The sequence below is a fragment of the Denitraticella aggregata genome (genome assembly GCF_048158365.1).
Classification (GTDB): Bacteria; Pseudomonadota; Gammaproteobacteria; order Burkholderiales; family Rhodocyclaceae; genus Azoarcus_F.
Map to the genome: position 1 here is coordinate 44,010 of NZ_JBLLNL010000014.1, position 16,375 is coordinate 60,384.

General features: G+C 64.8%; 11 protein-coding genes and 1 CRISPR repeat array (1 of these 12 running past the window's edge). Of the genes, 5 read left to right on the forward strand and 6 right to left on the reverse strand.

Features of this window, described 5'->3' with window-relative positions:
* Window positions 1-36 precede the first annotated feature (36 nt).
* Window positions 37-1,398, forward strand: coding sequence for a TRAP transporter large permease (locus ACKVEX_RS14805; RefSeq protein ID WP_473216511.1), 1,362 nt, complete (start codon window positions 37-39; stop codon window positions 1,396-1,398).
* A gap of 135 nt (window positions 1,399-1,533) precedes the next feature.
* Here the strand turns inward: ACKVEX_RS14805 and ACKVEX_RS14810 are convergent, their stop codons facing one another.
* Entirely contained in the window at window positions 1,534-3,174 is a 1,641-nt protein-coding gene (locus tag ACKVEX_RS14810) for a GMC family oxidoreductase (protein WP_473216512.1), read from the reverse strand.
* The gene (locus tag ACKVEX_RS14815) at window positions 3,171-4,688 is read right to left on the reverse strand and encodes a CoA-acylating methylmalonate-semialdehyde dehydrogenase (RefSeq protein WP_473216513.1); all 1,518 of its coding nucleotides are present in this window, start codon (window positions 4,686-4,688) and stop codon (window positions 3,171-3,173) included. Before ACKVEX_RS14815 ends, ACKVEX_RS14810 begins: the two co-directional genes overlap by 4 nt.
* A 209-nt stretch (window positions 4,689-4,897) precedes the next feature.
* Here ACKVEX_RS14815 and ACKVEX_RS14820 point away from each other — a divergent pair, with 209 nt between their 5' ends.
* On the forward strand, window positions 4,898-5,800 hold the full coding sequence (locus ACKVEX_RS14820) for a LysR family transcriptional regulator (RefSeq protein WP_473216514.1): 903 nt from the start codon (window positions 4,898-4,900) through the stop codon (window positions 5,798-5,800).
* Between the two features lie 58 nt (window positions 5,801-5,858).
* Here the strand turns inward: ACKVEX_RS14820 and ACKVEX_RS14825 are convergent, their stop codons facing one another.
* On the reverse strand, window positions 5,859-6,920 hold the full coding sequence (locus ACKVEX_RS14825) for a pyridoxamine 5'-phosphate oxidase family protein (RefSeq protein ID WP_473216515.1): 1,062 nt from the start codon (window positions 6,918-6,920) through the stop codon (window positions 5,859-5,861).
* Window positions 6,921-7,289: 369 nt separating this feature from the next.
* Window positions 7,290-7,688 (reverse strand): PRC-barrel domain-containing protein, encoded by a 399-nt coding sequence (locus ACKVEX_RS14830; RefSeq protein WP_473216516.1) that lies wholly within the window; start codon window positions 7,686-7,688, stop codon window positions 7,290-7,292.
* A gap of 278 nt (window positions 7,689-7,966) precedes the next feature.
* Here ACKVEX_RS14830 and ACKVEX_RS14835 point away from each other — a divergent pair, with 278 nt between their 5' ends.
* Window positions 7,967-8,197, forward strand: coding sequence for a hypothetical protein (locus ACKVEX_RS14835; protein WP_473216517.1), 231 nt, complete (start codon window positions 7,967-7,969; stop codon window positions 8,195-8,197).
* Window positions 8,198-8,387: 190 nt separating this feature from the next.
* The gene (locus ACKVEX_RS14840; protein ID WP_473216518.1) at window positions 8,388-8,756 is read left to right on the forward strand and encodes a group I truncated hemoglobin; all 369 of its coding nucleotides are present in this window, start codon (window positions 8,388-8,390) and stop codon (window positions 8,754-8,756) included.
* Between the two features lie 66 nt (window positions 8,757-8,822).
* Here the strand turns inward: ACKVEX_RS14840 and ACKVEX_RS14845 are convergent, their stop codons facing one another.
* Both ACKVEX_RS14845 and ACKVEX_RS14850 read right to left on the reverse strand, forming a co-directional pair.
* The gene (locus ACKVEX_RS14845) at window positions 8,823-9,323 is read right to left on the reverse strand and encodes a GlcG/HbpS family heme-binding protein (RefSeq protein WP_473216519.1); all 501 of its coding nucleotides are present in this window, start codon (window positions 9,321-9,323) and stop codon (window positions 8,823-8,825) included.
* A gap of 218 nt (window positions 9,324-9,541) precedes the next feature.
* Complete coding sequence (locus ACKVEX_RS14850) at window positions 9,542-10,204, reverse strand: DsbA family protein (protein WP_473216520.1); 663 nt, start codon at window positions 10,202-10,204, stop codon at window positions 9,542-9,544.
* Window positions 10,205-10,594: 390 nt separating this feature from the next.
* On the opposite strand from ACKVEX_RS14850, the gene ACKVEX_RS14855 reads away from it, so the two are divergent.
* The gene (locus tag ACKVEX_RS14855; RefSeq protein WP_473216521.1) at window positions 10,595-10,885 is read left to right on the forward strand and encodes a nucleotidyltransferase family protein; all 291 of its coding nucleotides are present in this window, start codon (window positions 10,595-10,597) and stop codon (window positions 10,883-10,885) included.
* Window positions 10,886-10,958: 73 nt separating this feature from the next.
* Window positions 10,959-16,375: a CRISPR direct-repeat array (repeat unit 29 nt; unit sequence CGGTTCATCCCCGCGCGAGCGGGGAACAC); it runs 537 nt beyond the window's last position.

Consider the following 16,375-nt stretch of genomic DNA (forward strand, 5'->3'; position numbering starts at 1 on the left):
CGGCGACAGCGACCTCACCAGGATAGGAGCCGGTTCGTGTTCGAGGCTAACGAAATTCTTGTAATGGCGATGCTGGCCAGCTTCATCCTGCTCATTTTCACCGGTTACCCGGTGGCTTGGCTGCTCGCAGGCATTTCAGTGTTCTTCAGCGTCGGCGCCATCCTGCTGTCGGAGTATTTCGATGTCGATACCTACTTCCTGACCGACTGGCGCATCTTCGGCGTCATGGTTCAGCGCATCTACGCCCAGATGACCAACTGGGTGCTGGTCGCGTTGCCGATGTTCATCTTCATGGGTCTGATGCTGGATCGTTCCGGTGTGGCCGAGCGCCTGATGCTGAGCTTCATCAAGCTGTTCGGACGATTCCGCGGGGGGCTCGGCGTGGCGGTGGTCATGATCGGCATCCTGCTCGCTGCCTCGACCGGCATCGTCGGCGCGTCGGTGGTCTTGCTGGCGATGTTGTCTATCCCAGTGATGCTGGAGCAGAAATACTCGCCCGCGTTCGCCAGCGGTGTGGTTGCATCGGCCGGTACGCTCGGCATCCTGATCCCGCCCAGCATCATGCTGATCATCATGGCCGACCAGTTGTCGATGTCGGTCGGCAATCTGTTCATGGGCGCGTTGATCCCGGGCGTGATGCTCGGACTGATGTACATCGCCTATGTCGTGATTGCCGCGATCGTAAATCCCAAGCTGGCGCAACCGCCCAAGGATCTGCCTCCGATCACCTTCGGTCTCATCAAGGAAGTCCTGATCGCGGTGATCCCACCGCTCGGTCTGATTCTGGCAGTGCTCGGTTCGATCTTCTTCGGCATCGCGACGCCGACCGAGGCAGCCGGCGTCGGCGCGCTCGGCGCGACCGTCCTGGCCGCGATGAACAAGAAGCTGAATTTCGAGGTCCTGAAGGACGTGTGCCAGAAGACCTCGCTGACCACTGCCTTCGTGTTCGGGATCTTCCTCGGTGCGACCGCCTTCGCCGTGGTGCTGCGCTCCCTCGGTGGAGACGAATTCATTGCCGGTTTGCTGCAGGGGATCCCGCTGCCACCGGCGGGCATCGTGATCGTGATCCTGCTGATCGGCTTCGTTGCAGGCTTCTTCCTCGACTGGCTCGAGATCAGCCTGATTCTGCTGCCGCTGGTCGGCCCAGTCGTGATCGGACTCGGCTACGATCCGATCTGGTTCGTGGTGCTGTTCGCGATGATGCTGCAGACCTCGTTCCTGACGCCGCCAGTCGGCTTCTCGCTGTTCTACCTCAAGGGGGTGGTACCGCCGCAGATCAAGACCAAGCACATCTACATGGGCGTGATCCCGTTCATCATCCTCCAGATGCTCGCGGTGGCGATCGTGTTCGTGTGGGAGGACCTGGTCCTGTGGCTGCCCAAGTTCATGTACGGCTGAACCCTGGCCGAGCCTGAATGAAATCGGCCAGCTTGTACTGCGCAAACCGGCCGATTCCTGCCGGGGCCGGGGCCGGGTCCGTGCCCGGGGGCAGGGCGCATTCCGGACGCGTCCGACCTGGACGAGCCGCGAACCTCAGCTCCGCCTTCTGTCCTCACGAATCATCGCCGCGCCCCGCTCGGCGATCATGATGGTCGGCGAACTGGTGTTGCCCGATGTGATCGTCGGCATCACCGACGCATCGACGATGCGCAGACCGTTCAGCCCGTAGGCGCGCAATCGGCTGTCCACCACGGCTTGCAGATCCTCGCGAAGGCCCATCCTGCAGGTGCCGACCGGATGGAAGATCGTGGTGCCGATGTTGCCTGCGGCCTCGATCAGTTTGTCGTCCGTGTCGAAGGCCGCGCCGGGCAGGTGCTCGGTGGGACGGTAGGGCGCCAGCGCCGGTTGCGACGCGATCTTGCGGGTCAGCCGGATCGCACGGGCTGCCTTGACGCGATCGGCCTCGTCGCTCAGATAGCAGGGCGCGATCCGCGGTGCGCTGGCCGGATCGCGGTCGCGGATCTTCATCCAGCCGCGCGACTTCGGACGCAGATCACAGACGCTGGCGGTGAAGGCAGGGAAGGTGTGCAGCGGGTCGCCGAACTTGTCCAGCGACAGCGGCTGCACATGGTATTCGAGATCCGGCGTGGCTTCCGCATCGCTCGAATGGGCGAACAAGCCAAGCTGGCTGGGGGCCATCGTCAGCGGTCCGCGACGGAACAGCGCGTACTCCAGGCCCATCATCGCCTTGCCCCACAGGCTGTTGGCCTGCTTGTTGAGCGTCTTGATGCCCTGAACCTTGAACACGCTGCGCAACTGCAGGTGATCCTGCAGGTTGTGGCCGACCCCGGGCAGTGCATGCGCGACCGTGATGCCCATTTCCTGCAGGAAGATCGGCTCACCGATGCCGGAACGCTGCAGGATCGCCGGTGACCCGAGCGAGCCGGCGGCCAGCACCGTCTCGATGCGGCTACGGGCGACGCAACGCTCGCCGTCGACGATGAACTGGATCCCGGTGATCCGGCGGCCATCGAGCGTCAGCTTGTCACTCATGGCGCTGGTCACGACCTTGAGATTGGGTCGATGTGCGATCGGGTGCAGGAAGGCCTTGGACGCGTTCCAGCGAACGCCCTTTTTCTGGTTGACCTCGAACTGGCTGCTGCCGAAGTTGTTCCCGCCGTTGAAGTCCGGAGTCGCGGGCACGCCGGCCTGGTTCGCCGCTTCGGCGAAGCGGTCGAGGATGTCCCAGCGCAGGCGCTGCTGCTCCACCCGCCATTCATTACCCGCGCCATGCAACTCGCTGGAACCCCGCCAGTGATCCTCACAGCCCTTGAACACCGGCAACACCTTGTCCCAGGACCAGTCCGGGTCGCCTGTGATCTGGGCCCATTCGTCGTAGTCGCGCGCCTGGCCGCGCATGTAGATCATCGCGTTGATCGACGTGCTGCCGCCCAAACCCTTGCCGCGCGCATAAATGATCGAACGGCCGTTGAGGCCCGGTTCCGGCTCGGTCCTGTAGCACCAGTCGGTGCGCGGATTGTTGATGCAGAACAGGTAACCGACCGGAATGTGGATCCAGATCCAGTCGTCCTTGCCACCGGCCTCCAGCAACAGCACGGTGACCTCGGGGTCGGCGGACAGGCGGTTGGCAAGCACGCAGCCGGCCGCGCCGGCGCCGACGATGATGTAGTCGAACTCGCCGAAATCCTTCATGACGGTCGGCAGCCGGCTCATTTGTTCACCGGCATCACGAATTCGGGCCCCTTGGAGGTGCTGTCCGGCCAGCGCTGCATCACGCTCTTGTAGCGGGTGTAGAAGCGAACCCCCTCCTCGCCGTAGCTGTGGTGATCGCCGAACAGGCTCTGCTTCCAGCCACCGAAGGAGTGCCAGGCCATCGGCACCGGAATCGGCACGTTGATGCCGACCATGCCGATCTGCACACTCTGCACGAAGGCCTGTGCGGTGCCGCCGTCGCGCGTGAAGCAGGCCACGCCGTTGCCGTAGGTATGCTTGTTGATCAGATCGACCGCCTCGGCGAAGGTGTCGACCCGAACGACCGACAGCACCGGTCCGAAAATCTCCTCCTCGTAGATGCTCATGCCGGGCTTCACGTCGTCGAACAGCGTCGCGCCGAGGAAGAAGCCATGCTCGCGCCCGGGTACGGTCAGGCCACGCCCGTCCAGCACCAGTCTGGCGCCCGCGCGCACGCCGGCATCGATATAGCCTTCGATGCGGTCCTTCGCGGCGGCGGTCACCACCGGTCCCATGTCCGCGCCGGGGGCCTCACCATCATCGATGCTGAGTCTGCGCGCGCGCTCGACGACCTTCTCGATCAATGCGTCGGCGATGTCGCCGACCGCGACCGCGACCGAGATCGCCATGCACCGCTCTCCGGCCGACCCGTAGGCCGAGCCGATCAGCGCGTCGGCGGCCTGGTCCAGATCGGCGTCCGGCATCACCACCATGTGGTTCTTGGCACCACCGAGCGCCTGCGCGCGCTTGCCGTTCCTGGCCGCGGTTTCGTAGATGTAGCGCGCGATCGCGGTCGAGCCGACGAAGCTCACCGCCTGCACGTCAGGGTGGGCGAGCAGGCCGTCGACCGCGACCTTGTCGCCCTGCAGCACGCTGAACACGCCGTCGGGCAGGCCCGCCTCGCGGAACAGCTCGGCGGTCAGCACGGACGGGGACGGATCGCGCTCGGACGGCTTCAGGATGAAGCTGTTGCCACATGCGATCGCGACCGGCGCCATCCACATCGGCACCATGAACGGAAAGTTGAACGGGGTGATGCCGGCGGTCACGCCCAGCGGCATGCGCTGACTCCAGTTGCTGATGTTGCCGCCCACGTTGTCCGAATACTGGCCATTGAGCAGGTGCGGGATGCCGCACGCGAATTCGATGACCTCGAGTCCGCGCTGCACCTCGCCCTGCGCGTCCGGGAAAGTCTTGCCATGTTCGCGTGTGATCAGCCGCGCGATGTCCTTGCTGTAACGTTCGACCAGTTCCTGCATGCGGAACAGGATCTTGGCCCGGCGCTGCGGCGTGGTCGCCGCCCAGCCCGGAAAGGCCTTGCGTGCGGCCGCTACTGCGGCATCGACATCGGCGGTAGACGCCAGCGCGACCTTGCGTGCAACCGCGCCGAGGGCGGGGTCGAACACGTCGGCACTGCGTTCACCCGTTCCGGGCGTCACGTTGCCGTCGATCCAGTGAGGGATCAGCTCCGGGGCGTTGGTGTAAGTCAGACTCATATCGTCGATCCTCGTGGTGTGGGGTTGGGAGACGGCATGGCCGATCATCCAGGTGCGGTCTGCATTCGGAGATTCCGCCCGCTCCGTTGGCCTCATCCGGTCGGCGGGGGATGTCTCCGGCAGCGCTGCAAGCTCGATTTATAGCCCTTGACCCGGCAAGGGTCCAATGAGTTATTCTTGTCCGAGATATAAGAGAGACTCATAAAAGAATGGACTACTCGGCACTGCGTGCCTTCGTCACCGTCGCCCGCGAGGGCAATCTCACCCGGGCGGCGGAGCGACTCTTTCTGACTCAGCCCGCGCTGAGCCTGCAGATCAAGAAACTGCAGGGCGAGGTGGACCTGGTGCTGTTCGAGCGCACGTCACGCGGCATGCGTCTGACCGACGCGGGGCGCAAACTGCTGCCGGCGGCCGAGCGGGCGCTGAACGCGATGGCCGAGTTCGGTGCCACCGCGAACAACCTGAAGGGGCAGATCAGCGGTCGTTTGCGGCTGGGCACCATCGTGGATCCCGAGTTCCTGCGTCTGGGCGCGTTCCTGGGCCTGCTCGCCGACCGCCATCCGGGCCTCGCCTTCGAACTGCGGCACGGCATGTCGGGCGCGATGGCACGCGAGGTCGAACTGGGCACGCTGGACGTGTCCTATGCGCTCGGCTTTCCGGGTCTGCCCGAACTGCGCGATCGCTTCCACGCGATCACGCTGACCCGCTTCACCTATCGCGTCGTCGCCCCGCCCGGCTGGGGGGCGCAGGTGCGGGGCAAGGGCTGGCGCGAACTGGCCGCGCTGCCGTGGATCGCGACGCCGCCCGAATCGGTCCACCATCGGCTGCTGGAGCGGGTGTTCAGCGCCGAGGGCGTGCAGCCGAATGCGGTCGCGCGGGTCGATCTCGAGCCGTCCATGCTGGACCTGGTCAAGTCCGGCGTCGCGCTCGCGCTCGCACGCGACAGCCTGGCCCTGCGCGCCGCGCACGCGGAAGGCGTCGTGATCGCCGATGCCGTGTCGCTCGAGGCCGAACTCGGCTTCATCGCACTGAAGAACCGTAGCAGCGAATCGGCGATCGCCGCCGCGCTCGACGCGATGGCCGAAGTGTGGCCCGCCGACGCGCGGGGGTGAGCGTTCCGTGGCGCAACTGCGGATGGACGCCGGTCATCCGGTTGTTCTCATTCAGGAGTCAACAGAACGACTCGTACTGCACGCGCTCCGCCGCGATCCCGAGCCGGCTTGTGGCGGCACGCACGGCCTTGATCAATGCGACCGGACCGCACACATAGAACACCGCATCGTCGGCCGCGTGCTGCAGCACCTCGACGACGTCGATCCGCCGGTGGCCCGGCACGCGACTGAAATAGGTGAAACAGTGGCTCGTGAGTTCGGCGGCGAGCCGGTCGTGATAGGCCATGTCGTCTGGGGGCCGGGCCGTGTAATGCAGCTCGAACGGCACGTTGCGCCGCCGCAGGGCCTCGGCCATGGCCTTGATCGGCATGATGCCGACGCCGCCGGCAATCAGCACGGCGGGGCGGGAATCGGCGTGTAGCGGAAAGTGATTGATCGGTGGCGCGACGCGCAGCTGCGTGCCGATCCGCCAGGTCTCGTGGATCGCCTGCGAGCCGCCGCGTCCGTCGTGCTCGCGGAGCACGGCGCTCTCGTACATGGTGCGACATCCGGGATCCGTCACGAGCGAATACTGCCGTGTGACCACCGATCCTTCAGCGAGGCGCACCGGCACTTCGAGGTGCGCACCGGCCTCCGTCGGGGGCAGCTCGCGCCAGTCGTCGGCGCGCAGTTCATAGGCGCGGATGCGCGGGGTCAATTGGCGGACGCCGGTGACGGTGAGCGAAAGTGCGCCGTTGCCGATCGGTTCCTCGGTCCGCGCGTCGCGCGGCGAGGCCTGTTCCGGCCGTTCCGCCGTGACCTGCTGGATCCGCCGCGCGACTTCGTCCTCCGTATAACGGGGCGTGATGTACTTCGGGCAGTTCCAGTCGAAGCCCTCGATGCGGATGACGATGCCGCGCTCGACGCGCGCGCGGTAGTGGGCATTGTCGAGGCGTGCCAGCAGTTCGGCATCGCCGTCCTCGTCGATCACCCGCGCTCGGCCGAGGACTTTCAGTCGGGTCTGCTGCGGGTAGTCCATCAGAAACAGGCTCACGCGGTCGTCCCCGGCAAGGTTACCCACCGACACATACTGCCGGTTTCCGGCAAAGTCGGCGTACCCGATCGTGCCGGCATCGAGCACCTTGAGGAAGTCGACCGGACCGCCGCGATGCTGACGGCATCCGGCATGCGAAGCGCACCGTCACCTTCGAGACCGACCTCGAGAATTCGAAGCCGATCAGCCTGCCGGCGTGGCGAGGCCGGCCATTCCTGGAGAAGCGCGCGGAGCACGCCGCGTCGCTGCTCGACAGCCAGTTGTAGCGACGCCGAGGCCGGTCACCGATGACTGTGTGGGACGATGCCTTTGATTCGGCACCATGCGATTCTCGTCGATGCCTGGGTCGGCCGGCTCGCAATGGAACACGGCGCGATAAGTTTCGCGCCGTGCAGTATCGTCCTTGGTCATCCGCCGGTTGAGCGGGTGGGACGAAAGCGGGGGAGTCTCACGATGTTACAGGCGCGTGTCATCCAGATGCTGCGTCGTCCCGTAGTAGGAGTGGATTCCCTTGCTCCAGGACGGGTCACCCATGTCGGGCCAATGGTCCTTGTCGAAGCCCGGCGCATCCTTGAGGCGATCCTTCTCGACGTACAGCACGAAGCGCTTGTTCTCCGGATCGAGCGTCAAGGCGTTCCATGGCACCGCGAAGAGCTTTTCGCCCATGCCTAGGAAACCGCCATAGGACAGCACCGCATAGGCCACCCGGCCGCTGCGCATGTCGAGCATGATTTCCTTGATCTCGCCGAGATCTTCGCCCTTGTGATTGTAGACGTCGTCTCCGGAGAGACTGCCTGCGCTCATCATGGCCGGTCCGGCCTTGATGCCGGCCTTGTCGCTGTTGGTGTATGTCATGGTTAAGCCTTTTTCATTGTGGTTCGTGCCGTCCGCTGGGCGGAGCGCAATCGCGCATCGCCGATTTCGGACGTGATAAGGATGTACGGGGTCTCACGCCGGGTCGGTACGGCGGCGCACATGGGCACCCGGCGGGAACGTGGGTTTGCTTCATGTGCGCCATCGTACCGACCTTGCCAGCCAGTGCGACTAACCTTGCACGGTCAATTCCGGATGCGATCGCCGCCCGCTTTCGGCGGCATAGGCCGCACCCATTCGAACCCGATTAAGGAAATATGATGAAGAACCCCTGGACCAAGAAGAACCCGCTCATGAGCATGTGGCTAAGCGCGGCCAACAGCATGATCGGCCAGGCTCGCGGCCAGGCCACGGCCACGGTCAAGCGCGAATCAGCCAAGGCCGTGACCGCCGCGACGAACGAGGGCGTGAAGCAGGTCACCGACTTCTGGACGACTGTGCTGACCCCGCCCAAGGCACCGCGCAAAGCCCGCACGCGCAAGCAGCGCTGATGCTTCCCTGGTGGCTATCGGGACGTTCCGATGCCGGGAAAGGGTCAGCGCTGCTTGCGTGACTTCCTGTGTGCGCATCTCGGGAATAGCATCCTGCGCACCTGTTCCATAATGCTATGAGTCGCTGGTCAGAGGCCGGTGCTTTCGGTTACCTGGCGGCTCGGTCGCGGGATGGATGAGGAGAAAACGCATGGTTAGTCTGTACGATCGCCTGGGGGGCGCGTCTGCGGTGGACGCCGCGGTCGACCTGTTCTACGCCAAGGTGCTCGCCGATGCCCGCATCCGGCACCTGTTCATGAACACCGACATCGATCTGTTACGCCGCCATCAGAAGGATTTCCTGATGCTGGCCGTCGGCGGCGCCAGCGCCTACGACGGCAGAAGCATGCGCGCCGCGCACCAGGCACTGGTCGATACCAGAGGGCTGGACGAAACCCATTTCGACGCCGTGGTCGAGAACCTCGCCGAGGCCCTGACCGAACTGGGCATCGAAGAAGCCCTGATCGACGAGGTCGCCGATATCGCCGCGTCGATCAATGACGACGTGTTGTGTCGTTAGCCGACCAGCCATGACCGCACAGCCTCCTAGACCTTGCGCGCCGCAGCCGATCGCAATCGCGCAGGATTACATGGCGAGCTTGAAGCGGATCTGCTCGATTCCCGCTTCTGCGCACGCGTCGTCCATCTCGCCGGACGGGGCGCCCGAGACGCCGATGCCGCCGACCAGCGAACCCGCCTGCTCGATCATCACGCCGCCGCCCAGCGCGACCACGCGTGGCAGATTTCGAATGCCGCTTGCAGCCTCGCCCGCCTGCGTCATTGCGGCCAGTTCGGTGGTGTTGGTGCGAAAACTCACTGCGGTCCAGGCCTTGCCAATCGCAGTGTCGGGTGTATGTGGCCCGGCGAACTGGTCGCGCAGCATCACCTGCGGATTGCCGCCGCGATCGACCACCGCGACCGCAACCTGGGCACCGCGCTCGCGGCAATCGTTCAGGGCTGCCTGTGCCGCCTCGAGTGCCACTTCCGGGAGCAGGACCGGAATCGTGAACGTGGCGGTTTCGTCAGCCCACGCAGATGCCGTCGTGAAGGCCATGAGCGTTACCGCGATGAAAGACTTGGCGCGCATAATCGAATCCTCCTGATGGGTGGCGGGTTGGTGGTCGATCGGTACCTGCGGGATCGGCATTCACCGTGCGAAGGCCCATGCTAGCAGAAGGGCAGCCGGTTCCCCGTCGCGGGACCGACCAAACCGGGAAATGGCGAAATCGAGTATGGATCCGTCGGCCTGCAACATCGGGTGGCCGCGTGCTTCGTCGTCGCGCCGATACGCCCCGGGCGCCGCGCTCAGCCCATGCGTCGCTTCACGCCGACGCGCGTCCTTCGCGCGGCCATCATCGCGGGCGTCTCCAGGCTGGGGTCGCCGGCGATACAGGCCCTGGCCATCGGCAGCGCATCCAGTCCCCAGAAAAGCCGATCCCCGATCCTCAGCGTGGGCACGCCGAACATGCCGAGCTTAACGGCGGCCTCGGTGTTCGCCCTGAGCCGCGCCTTCACATCGGGCGCCGCGATTCGTTGTTGTGCATCGGGCACGCCCAGCGCGTCGATCAGCGCGCGCCAAACCGCAGGATCTTCGGGGTCGGCGCCGGTGGTCCACAACGCATCGAACACCGCCGAGACGACCGGCTGCGTGCTCCCGAGCGCGACGATGAGTCGCAGGTACTTCAACGGGTTGAACGGATGCGCATCCGGCATCAGGAACGGAATGCCGCGCGTCTGGGCAATCCAGGTGCACAGTTCGTAGGTGCACGTGCGCTTCGGCTCGATCTCGGCCGGCCCCTTGTTGTCATGCGCCTCGAGCAGGCCGGCGAACAGCACCGGATGAAGCCTCACCTCCACCGGCAGCGGTTCCCGGCGCAGCACCGCGTCGAGCAGGTAAGCATAAGGGGAGACCACGTCGAAATAGAGGTCGGCATGCGTCGGGCTCGGGGTCGGGTCGGAGTGGGTCATGGATGTTGTGCCTCGAGAAAACGCAGCCGCGCGGCGGATGGATTTGGCAAGTCCATTGGGGCGTAATGCAGCTTAACGCGGAACGGGTGGCCCGGGTTACCCCTTGGAGGGATTGCGGACGGTCAGCCGATCGAGCATCAGATTCTTGTCGAAGAAGGCAAGGCGCATCGAGGCAGCGCTCCCGGTCTGCTTGGTGTGCCTCAAGCCGGTCGATGCGAAAATCTGCAGGAGACCGACCCCGCAACCGGTGCAGGCGCGTCAGCAGTTCGGCTGGCTGCGCCTTGCGCGACGTCCACCATTCTGGTGAACTGCTCTGCCTTTATTGCATTTTTTGATGACTCCCTGTTCACGTTTCGAACTTAACCTTCCCAACGTATGCACGTGTGACCAATGAAACCATCCGAAGCGCTTCAACGTTTCGAAGATAAGGTACGCAGAACACTTGCGCTTTACCCGGTGCGCAATCCACGCGTCTTCGGCTCCGTGCTGCACGGCACCGACGAAGACCATAGTGACCTTGACCTCCTCGTCGATGCAGCGCCAGGGGCCACGCTCTTTGACCTTGGCAAACTTGAGGTGTCCCTTGAGGAAATTCTCGGCGTGCCAGTGCACGTCGTCACGCCCGGTGACCTTCCTGCGCGTATCCGTCAGAGGGTGGTTTCCGAGGCTCGCACGCTGTAATTTGATCTGAGTGGGTTTGGCACATTCGAGAGCCAAGGCTCTCGGCCGGCGAGCTTCCCGGGTTGTCACGCTGTGGTTCATCCCCGCGCGAGCGGGGAACACTCCGGGAGCGCCTTCGCCACGCCGTCCAGGAACGGTTCATCCCCGCGCGAGCGGGGAACACGTTGATCGGGCTGAGTTCGCTCATCGCCAGCTCGGTTCATCCCCGCGCGAGCGGGGAACACTATCAGTCATCGATGATAATGGGGTGCGCGTACGGTTCATCCCCGCGCGAGCGGGGAACACTCGAAATGGCGCGCTCATTTTATGGGGCAAAGCGGTTCATCCCCGCGCGAGCGGGGAACACATCCCGGGCGCGTTCAGGACCGTGATCTCTTTCGGTTCATCCCCGCGCGAGCGGGGAACACCATGCAGAGGCCCCCCGAGTGACCCACGCCAGCGGTTCATCCCCGCGCGAGCGGGGAACACCATGCAGAGGCCCCCCGAGTGACCCACGCCAGCGGTTCATCCCCGCGCGAGCGGGGAACACCATGCAGAGGCCCCCCGAGTGACCCACGCCAGCGGTTCATCCCCGCGCGAGCGGGGAACACTCGATGACACCCATCCTATCGAGGTAGGGAAGCGGTTCATCCCCGCGCGAGCGGGGAACACACCTTGGCTTTTGGATATACCGCCAAAACCTTCGGTTCATCCCCGCGCGAGCGGGGAACACCACTTGATCTGCGTCCGCTTCCTTCACCCAGCCGGTTCATCCCCGCGCGAGCGGGGAACACGACGCAGACATTCTCGGCATCGACCCGGTTCGCGGTTCATCCCCGCGCGAGCGGGGAACACTAGTTCGCTGATTTGTTTGCGAACGCCATAACCGGTTCATCCCCGCGCGAGCGGGGAACACTCGAGCAAGGGCAGCAGATCGGAGGGGCCATCCGGTTCATCCCCGCGCGAGCGGGGAACACCGCGATCCGGCGCGGTGCGAAGATGCTCCAGGCGGTTCATCCCCGCGCGAGCGGGGAACACTGCGCCCAAGAGTTCACGGACAAAATCGAGAGCGGTTCATCCCCGCGCGAGCGGGGAACACAGGTGGTGATCCGCGCATGGGCCTCGCGCAAACGGTTCATCCCCGCGCGAGCGGGGAACACGATGCCGGTGAAGCTCAGGCCGCCCAGTGCGTCGGTTCATCCCCGCGCGAGCGGGGAACACAACGCACGGCTCGAATACGAATCCGGGCAGACCGGTTCATCCCCGCGCGAGCGGGGAACACATCAGGGCGCAACGGATCTCGGCACGCTGACACGGTTCATCCCCGCGCGAGCGGGGAACACGCGCGTGCTCATGGCTCTGAGGTGTCCGATAGCGGTTCATCCCCGCGCGAGCGGGGAACACGCCAGATACATAACACCGGTCAGAAACCCTTTCGGTTCATCCCCGCGCGAGCGGGGAACACACCGACCCTGTCTGGAAGATACGGCGTATCACCGGTTCATCCCCGCGCGAGCGGGGAACACTTGCGTGCAGTGCGTAGAAAACTCTTGCATGTCGGTTCATCCCCGCGCGAGCGGGGAACACTGTTCCGCACGGGGACGGTTTAAATGCAGTACCGGTTCATCCCCGCGCGAGCGGGGAACACATCCTCGTCTCGCTCGATGGGAAGCTTTTTCGCGGTTCATCCCCGCGCGAGCGGGGAACACGGCAAATAGACCACGTTCACGGTGTTCTCCCGTCGGTTCATCCCCGCGCGAGCGGGGAACACTTCGTCTCCGCAGGCACGATCAACTTCGGCAACGGTTCATCCCCGCGCGAGCGGGGAACACGCGAACAGTTTGGGGATGATCATGGGTGCGTCCTGGTTCATCCCCGCGCGAGCGGGGAACACTTGTCCCCGCTATCAAAGAACTTCAAGAGCGACGGTTCATCCCCGCGCGAGCGGGGAACACATGATTCATTCCTCATCAAGCGTGTGTCCCGTACGGTTCATCCCCGCGCGAGCGGGGAACACGCCATGCCGCGCCCCACCGGGCCATACCCTGCCGGTTCATCCCCGCGCGAGCGGGGAACACTCGCCGGCCTCGAGCCGGGAATCAGCCAAGAGCGGTTCATCCCCGCGCGAGCGGGGAACACGGCAGTATCAGCAGCCATGCGCATATCAATGGCGGTTCATCCCCGCGCGAGCGGGGAACACCATCTCGGTGCCGTAAGTGATGGTGAGTAACACGGTTCATCCCCGCGCGAGCGGGGAACACTTCTTCAACGCGCACGCTTCTGAGGATGCGGGCGGTTCATCCCCGCGCGAGCGGGGAACACGCTAACCCATTTGGCCAGTGTTCCACTTACTTGCGGTTCATCCCCGCGCGAGCGGGGAACACGGCATCTATGTGATCGGAAAGACCTACGCGTTCGGTTCATCCCCGCGCGAGCGGGGAACACCACATCGTCAGGCCGGCAACCTGTTCGTCGTACGGTTCATCCCCGCGCGAGCGGGGAACACTATCCTGTAGCTGACCCGCTCGCGCACGTTGTCCGGTTCATCCCCGCGCGAGCGGGGAACACTTCTCGCATCCCGCGCAGAGCGGGTCCGGTCCCGGTTCATCCCCGCGCGAGCGGGGAACACCTGGGGGTGTGACATGGCATCGCTCAATAAAATCGGTTCATCCCCGCGCGAGCGGGGAACACAAATCCAGCTTGCCGAACGCCTCTGGAAGCGCCGGTTCATCCCCGCGCGAGCGGGGAACACCTTCTTCGCCACAGACGCAGCACAGACCGTACCGGTTCATCCCCGCGCGAGCGGGGAACACGGTCGAACAAAACTGCCGCCGCGCTCAACAAACGGTTCATCCCCGCGCGAGCGGGGAACACCGCCCGTTTCCAAGTTTCTATTCGACATTTTGCGGTTCATCCCCGCGCGAGCGGGGAACACGGTTTTAGCGTAACGTTGGTATTCGGTCATAACGGTTCATCCCCGCGCGAGCGGGGAACACGTCGCCATGCTCAAGCCGGACCGCTTCGCCGCCGGTTCATCCCCGCGCGAGCGGGGAACACACGACAATCATGGCACTGATCGACCACACCAACGGTTCATCCCCGCGCGAGCGGGGAACACGTCGGTGAGACGGTCCAGTGCGCGGCGTCTAGCGGTTCATCCCCGCGCGAGCGGGGAACACGGGGTAATGCACTGCGCAGACACACGCTGTGCCGGTTCATCCCCGCGCGAGCGGGGAACACCGTGGTTCCCACGTTCAGCGCGAAATTCACCGACGGTTCATCCCCGCGCGAGCGGGGAACACATGTCGTTGAGCGACTTGGCGAACACGCCAGACGGTTCATCCCCGCGCGAGCGGGGAACACGGCTTCCGCATCGGCTTCGGCTTCCGCTTCGGCGGTTCATCCCCGCGCGAGCGGGGAACACGCCTGCTTCGCGGCAGCCTCGTGGGCGGCTAGCGGTTCATCCCCGCGCGAGCGGGGAACACGGAAGCGGGCCGGTAGCGAACCCGCTCAACAACGGTTCATCCCCGCGCGAGCGGGGAACACGTCCTAGATCGGCTGCATGCGCATGGCGGGTACGGTTCATCCCCGCGCGAGCGGGGAACACGAGATACCGGAAAACCCGCGCTATTCTATTTGCGGTTCATCCCCGCGCGAGCGGGGAACACGTTGCTGCGCTACACGAGGCCGGTCGCGTGAGCGGTTCATCCCCGCGCGAGCGGGGAACACCAAGTCGTTCGGATTTTCCTCGCAATAGCCACCGGTTCATCCCCGCGCGAGCGGGGAACACGCCCGTAAATCACCTTTCCCATGTCATCACCCCGGTTCATCCCCGCGCGAGCGGGGAACACCCCGGATGGTTCCAGCCATTGCGGGGTTTTTTCGGTTCATCCCCGCGCGAGCGGGGAACACGTACTCGTTGACGTATGGACTCGGTAAGTTGGCGGTTCATCCCCGCGCGAGCGGGGAACACCACGTATTCAACCTGCTGCGCCACCTCGGTAACGGTTCATCCCCGCGCGAGCGGGGAACACATACCCCGTTTGACGGTATGGACAGTTGCCGACGGTTCATCCCCGCGCGAGCGGGGAACACCAAAGCAGCCAGCCGCGCAAAAACTCGGAGGGCGGTTCATCCCCGCGCGAGCGGGGAACACATCGTCGCTCTAGGTTGGGTCGCGTATTCGTTCGGTTCATCCCCGCGCGAGCGGGGAACACGTCAGAGCGTGATTTGTCGCACTGATCTTTGACGGTTCATCCCCGCGCGAGCGGGGAACACTGCGGCACATGGGGGCGGTGCTATCTCTGAGACGGTTCATCCCCGCGCGAGCGGGGAACACCGTGTAGGGGCCGGCGCCCTCTTTCCGCCGGTCGGTTCATCCCCGCGCGAGCGGGGAACACTGACTGTTACAGGTTTCATGTTTGTTCTCCATCGGTTCATCCCCGCGCGAGCGGGGAACACCAGAAACCGACGCGTACCGGATCGCGCGCAAACGGTTCATCCCCGCGCGAGCGGGGAACACGTGTTTGACAACGAATCTAGCCATCCTGAAGGCGGTTCATCCCCGCGCGAGCGGGGAACACCAGCCGCCCTTCTATAAATAACACGGCATCGGCGGTTCATCCCCGCGCGAGCGGGGAACACCAATGGGCTTGTATCTCGGGGGTGCGCCTGGGCGGTTCATCCCCGCGCGAGCGGGGAACACGTCCGGCGCCCATCCGTTCAGCGCGACGATCACGGTTCATCCCCGCGCGAGCGGGGAACACTTGACCATCGCCTTGGCGCCCTCCGGGATGTACGGTTCATCCCCGCGCGAGCGGGGAACACGTTGAGGCTGTACTCGTTGCCGCTGGTCGATACGGTTCATCCCCGCGCGAGCGGGGAACACCCCGGCATGTACCAGATCGACCCGTCCTCGTTCGGTTCATCCCCGCGCGAGCGGGGAACACGCAAAACAACCTCCACACCCCTGATCGTATAACGGTTCATCCCCGCGCGAGCGGGGAACACGTTTGGCTCGACGGGGGTGGCGTGATGTCTGGCGGTTCATCCCCGCGCGAGCGGGGAACACTTTCGCGCTCCAGGTCCATTGTCTGCCCCAGGCGGTTCATCCCCGCGCGAGCGGGGAACACCGCGGCGCGCACGATCTCGGCCTTGCGATTCTCGGTTCATCCCCGCGCGAGCGGGGAACACTCCAACTGCTGCCAGTTCGGAAACAGTTCTGGCGGTTCATCCCCGCGCGAGCGGGGAACACGGTGATCATCGTGAAAGTACTAGTGCTGGGTGTGGTTCATCCCCGCGCGAGCGGGGAACACGTGATCACGGTCATCGACGACGGGGTGAGCGCCGGTTCATCCCCGCGCGAGCGGGGAACACCCAGCGCCGCACTTTACTACGCGCAACTGGACCGGTTCATCCCCGCGCGAGCGGGGAACACGCCCACCCAAAGATATTCAAAAAGGGATTAATCGGTTCATCCCCGCGCGAGCGGGGAACACGAGTCTGAAAGCG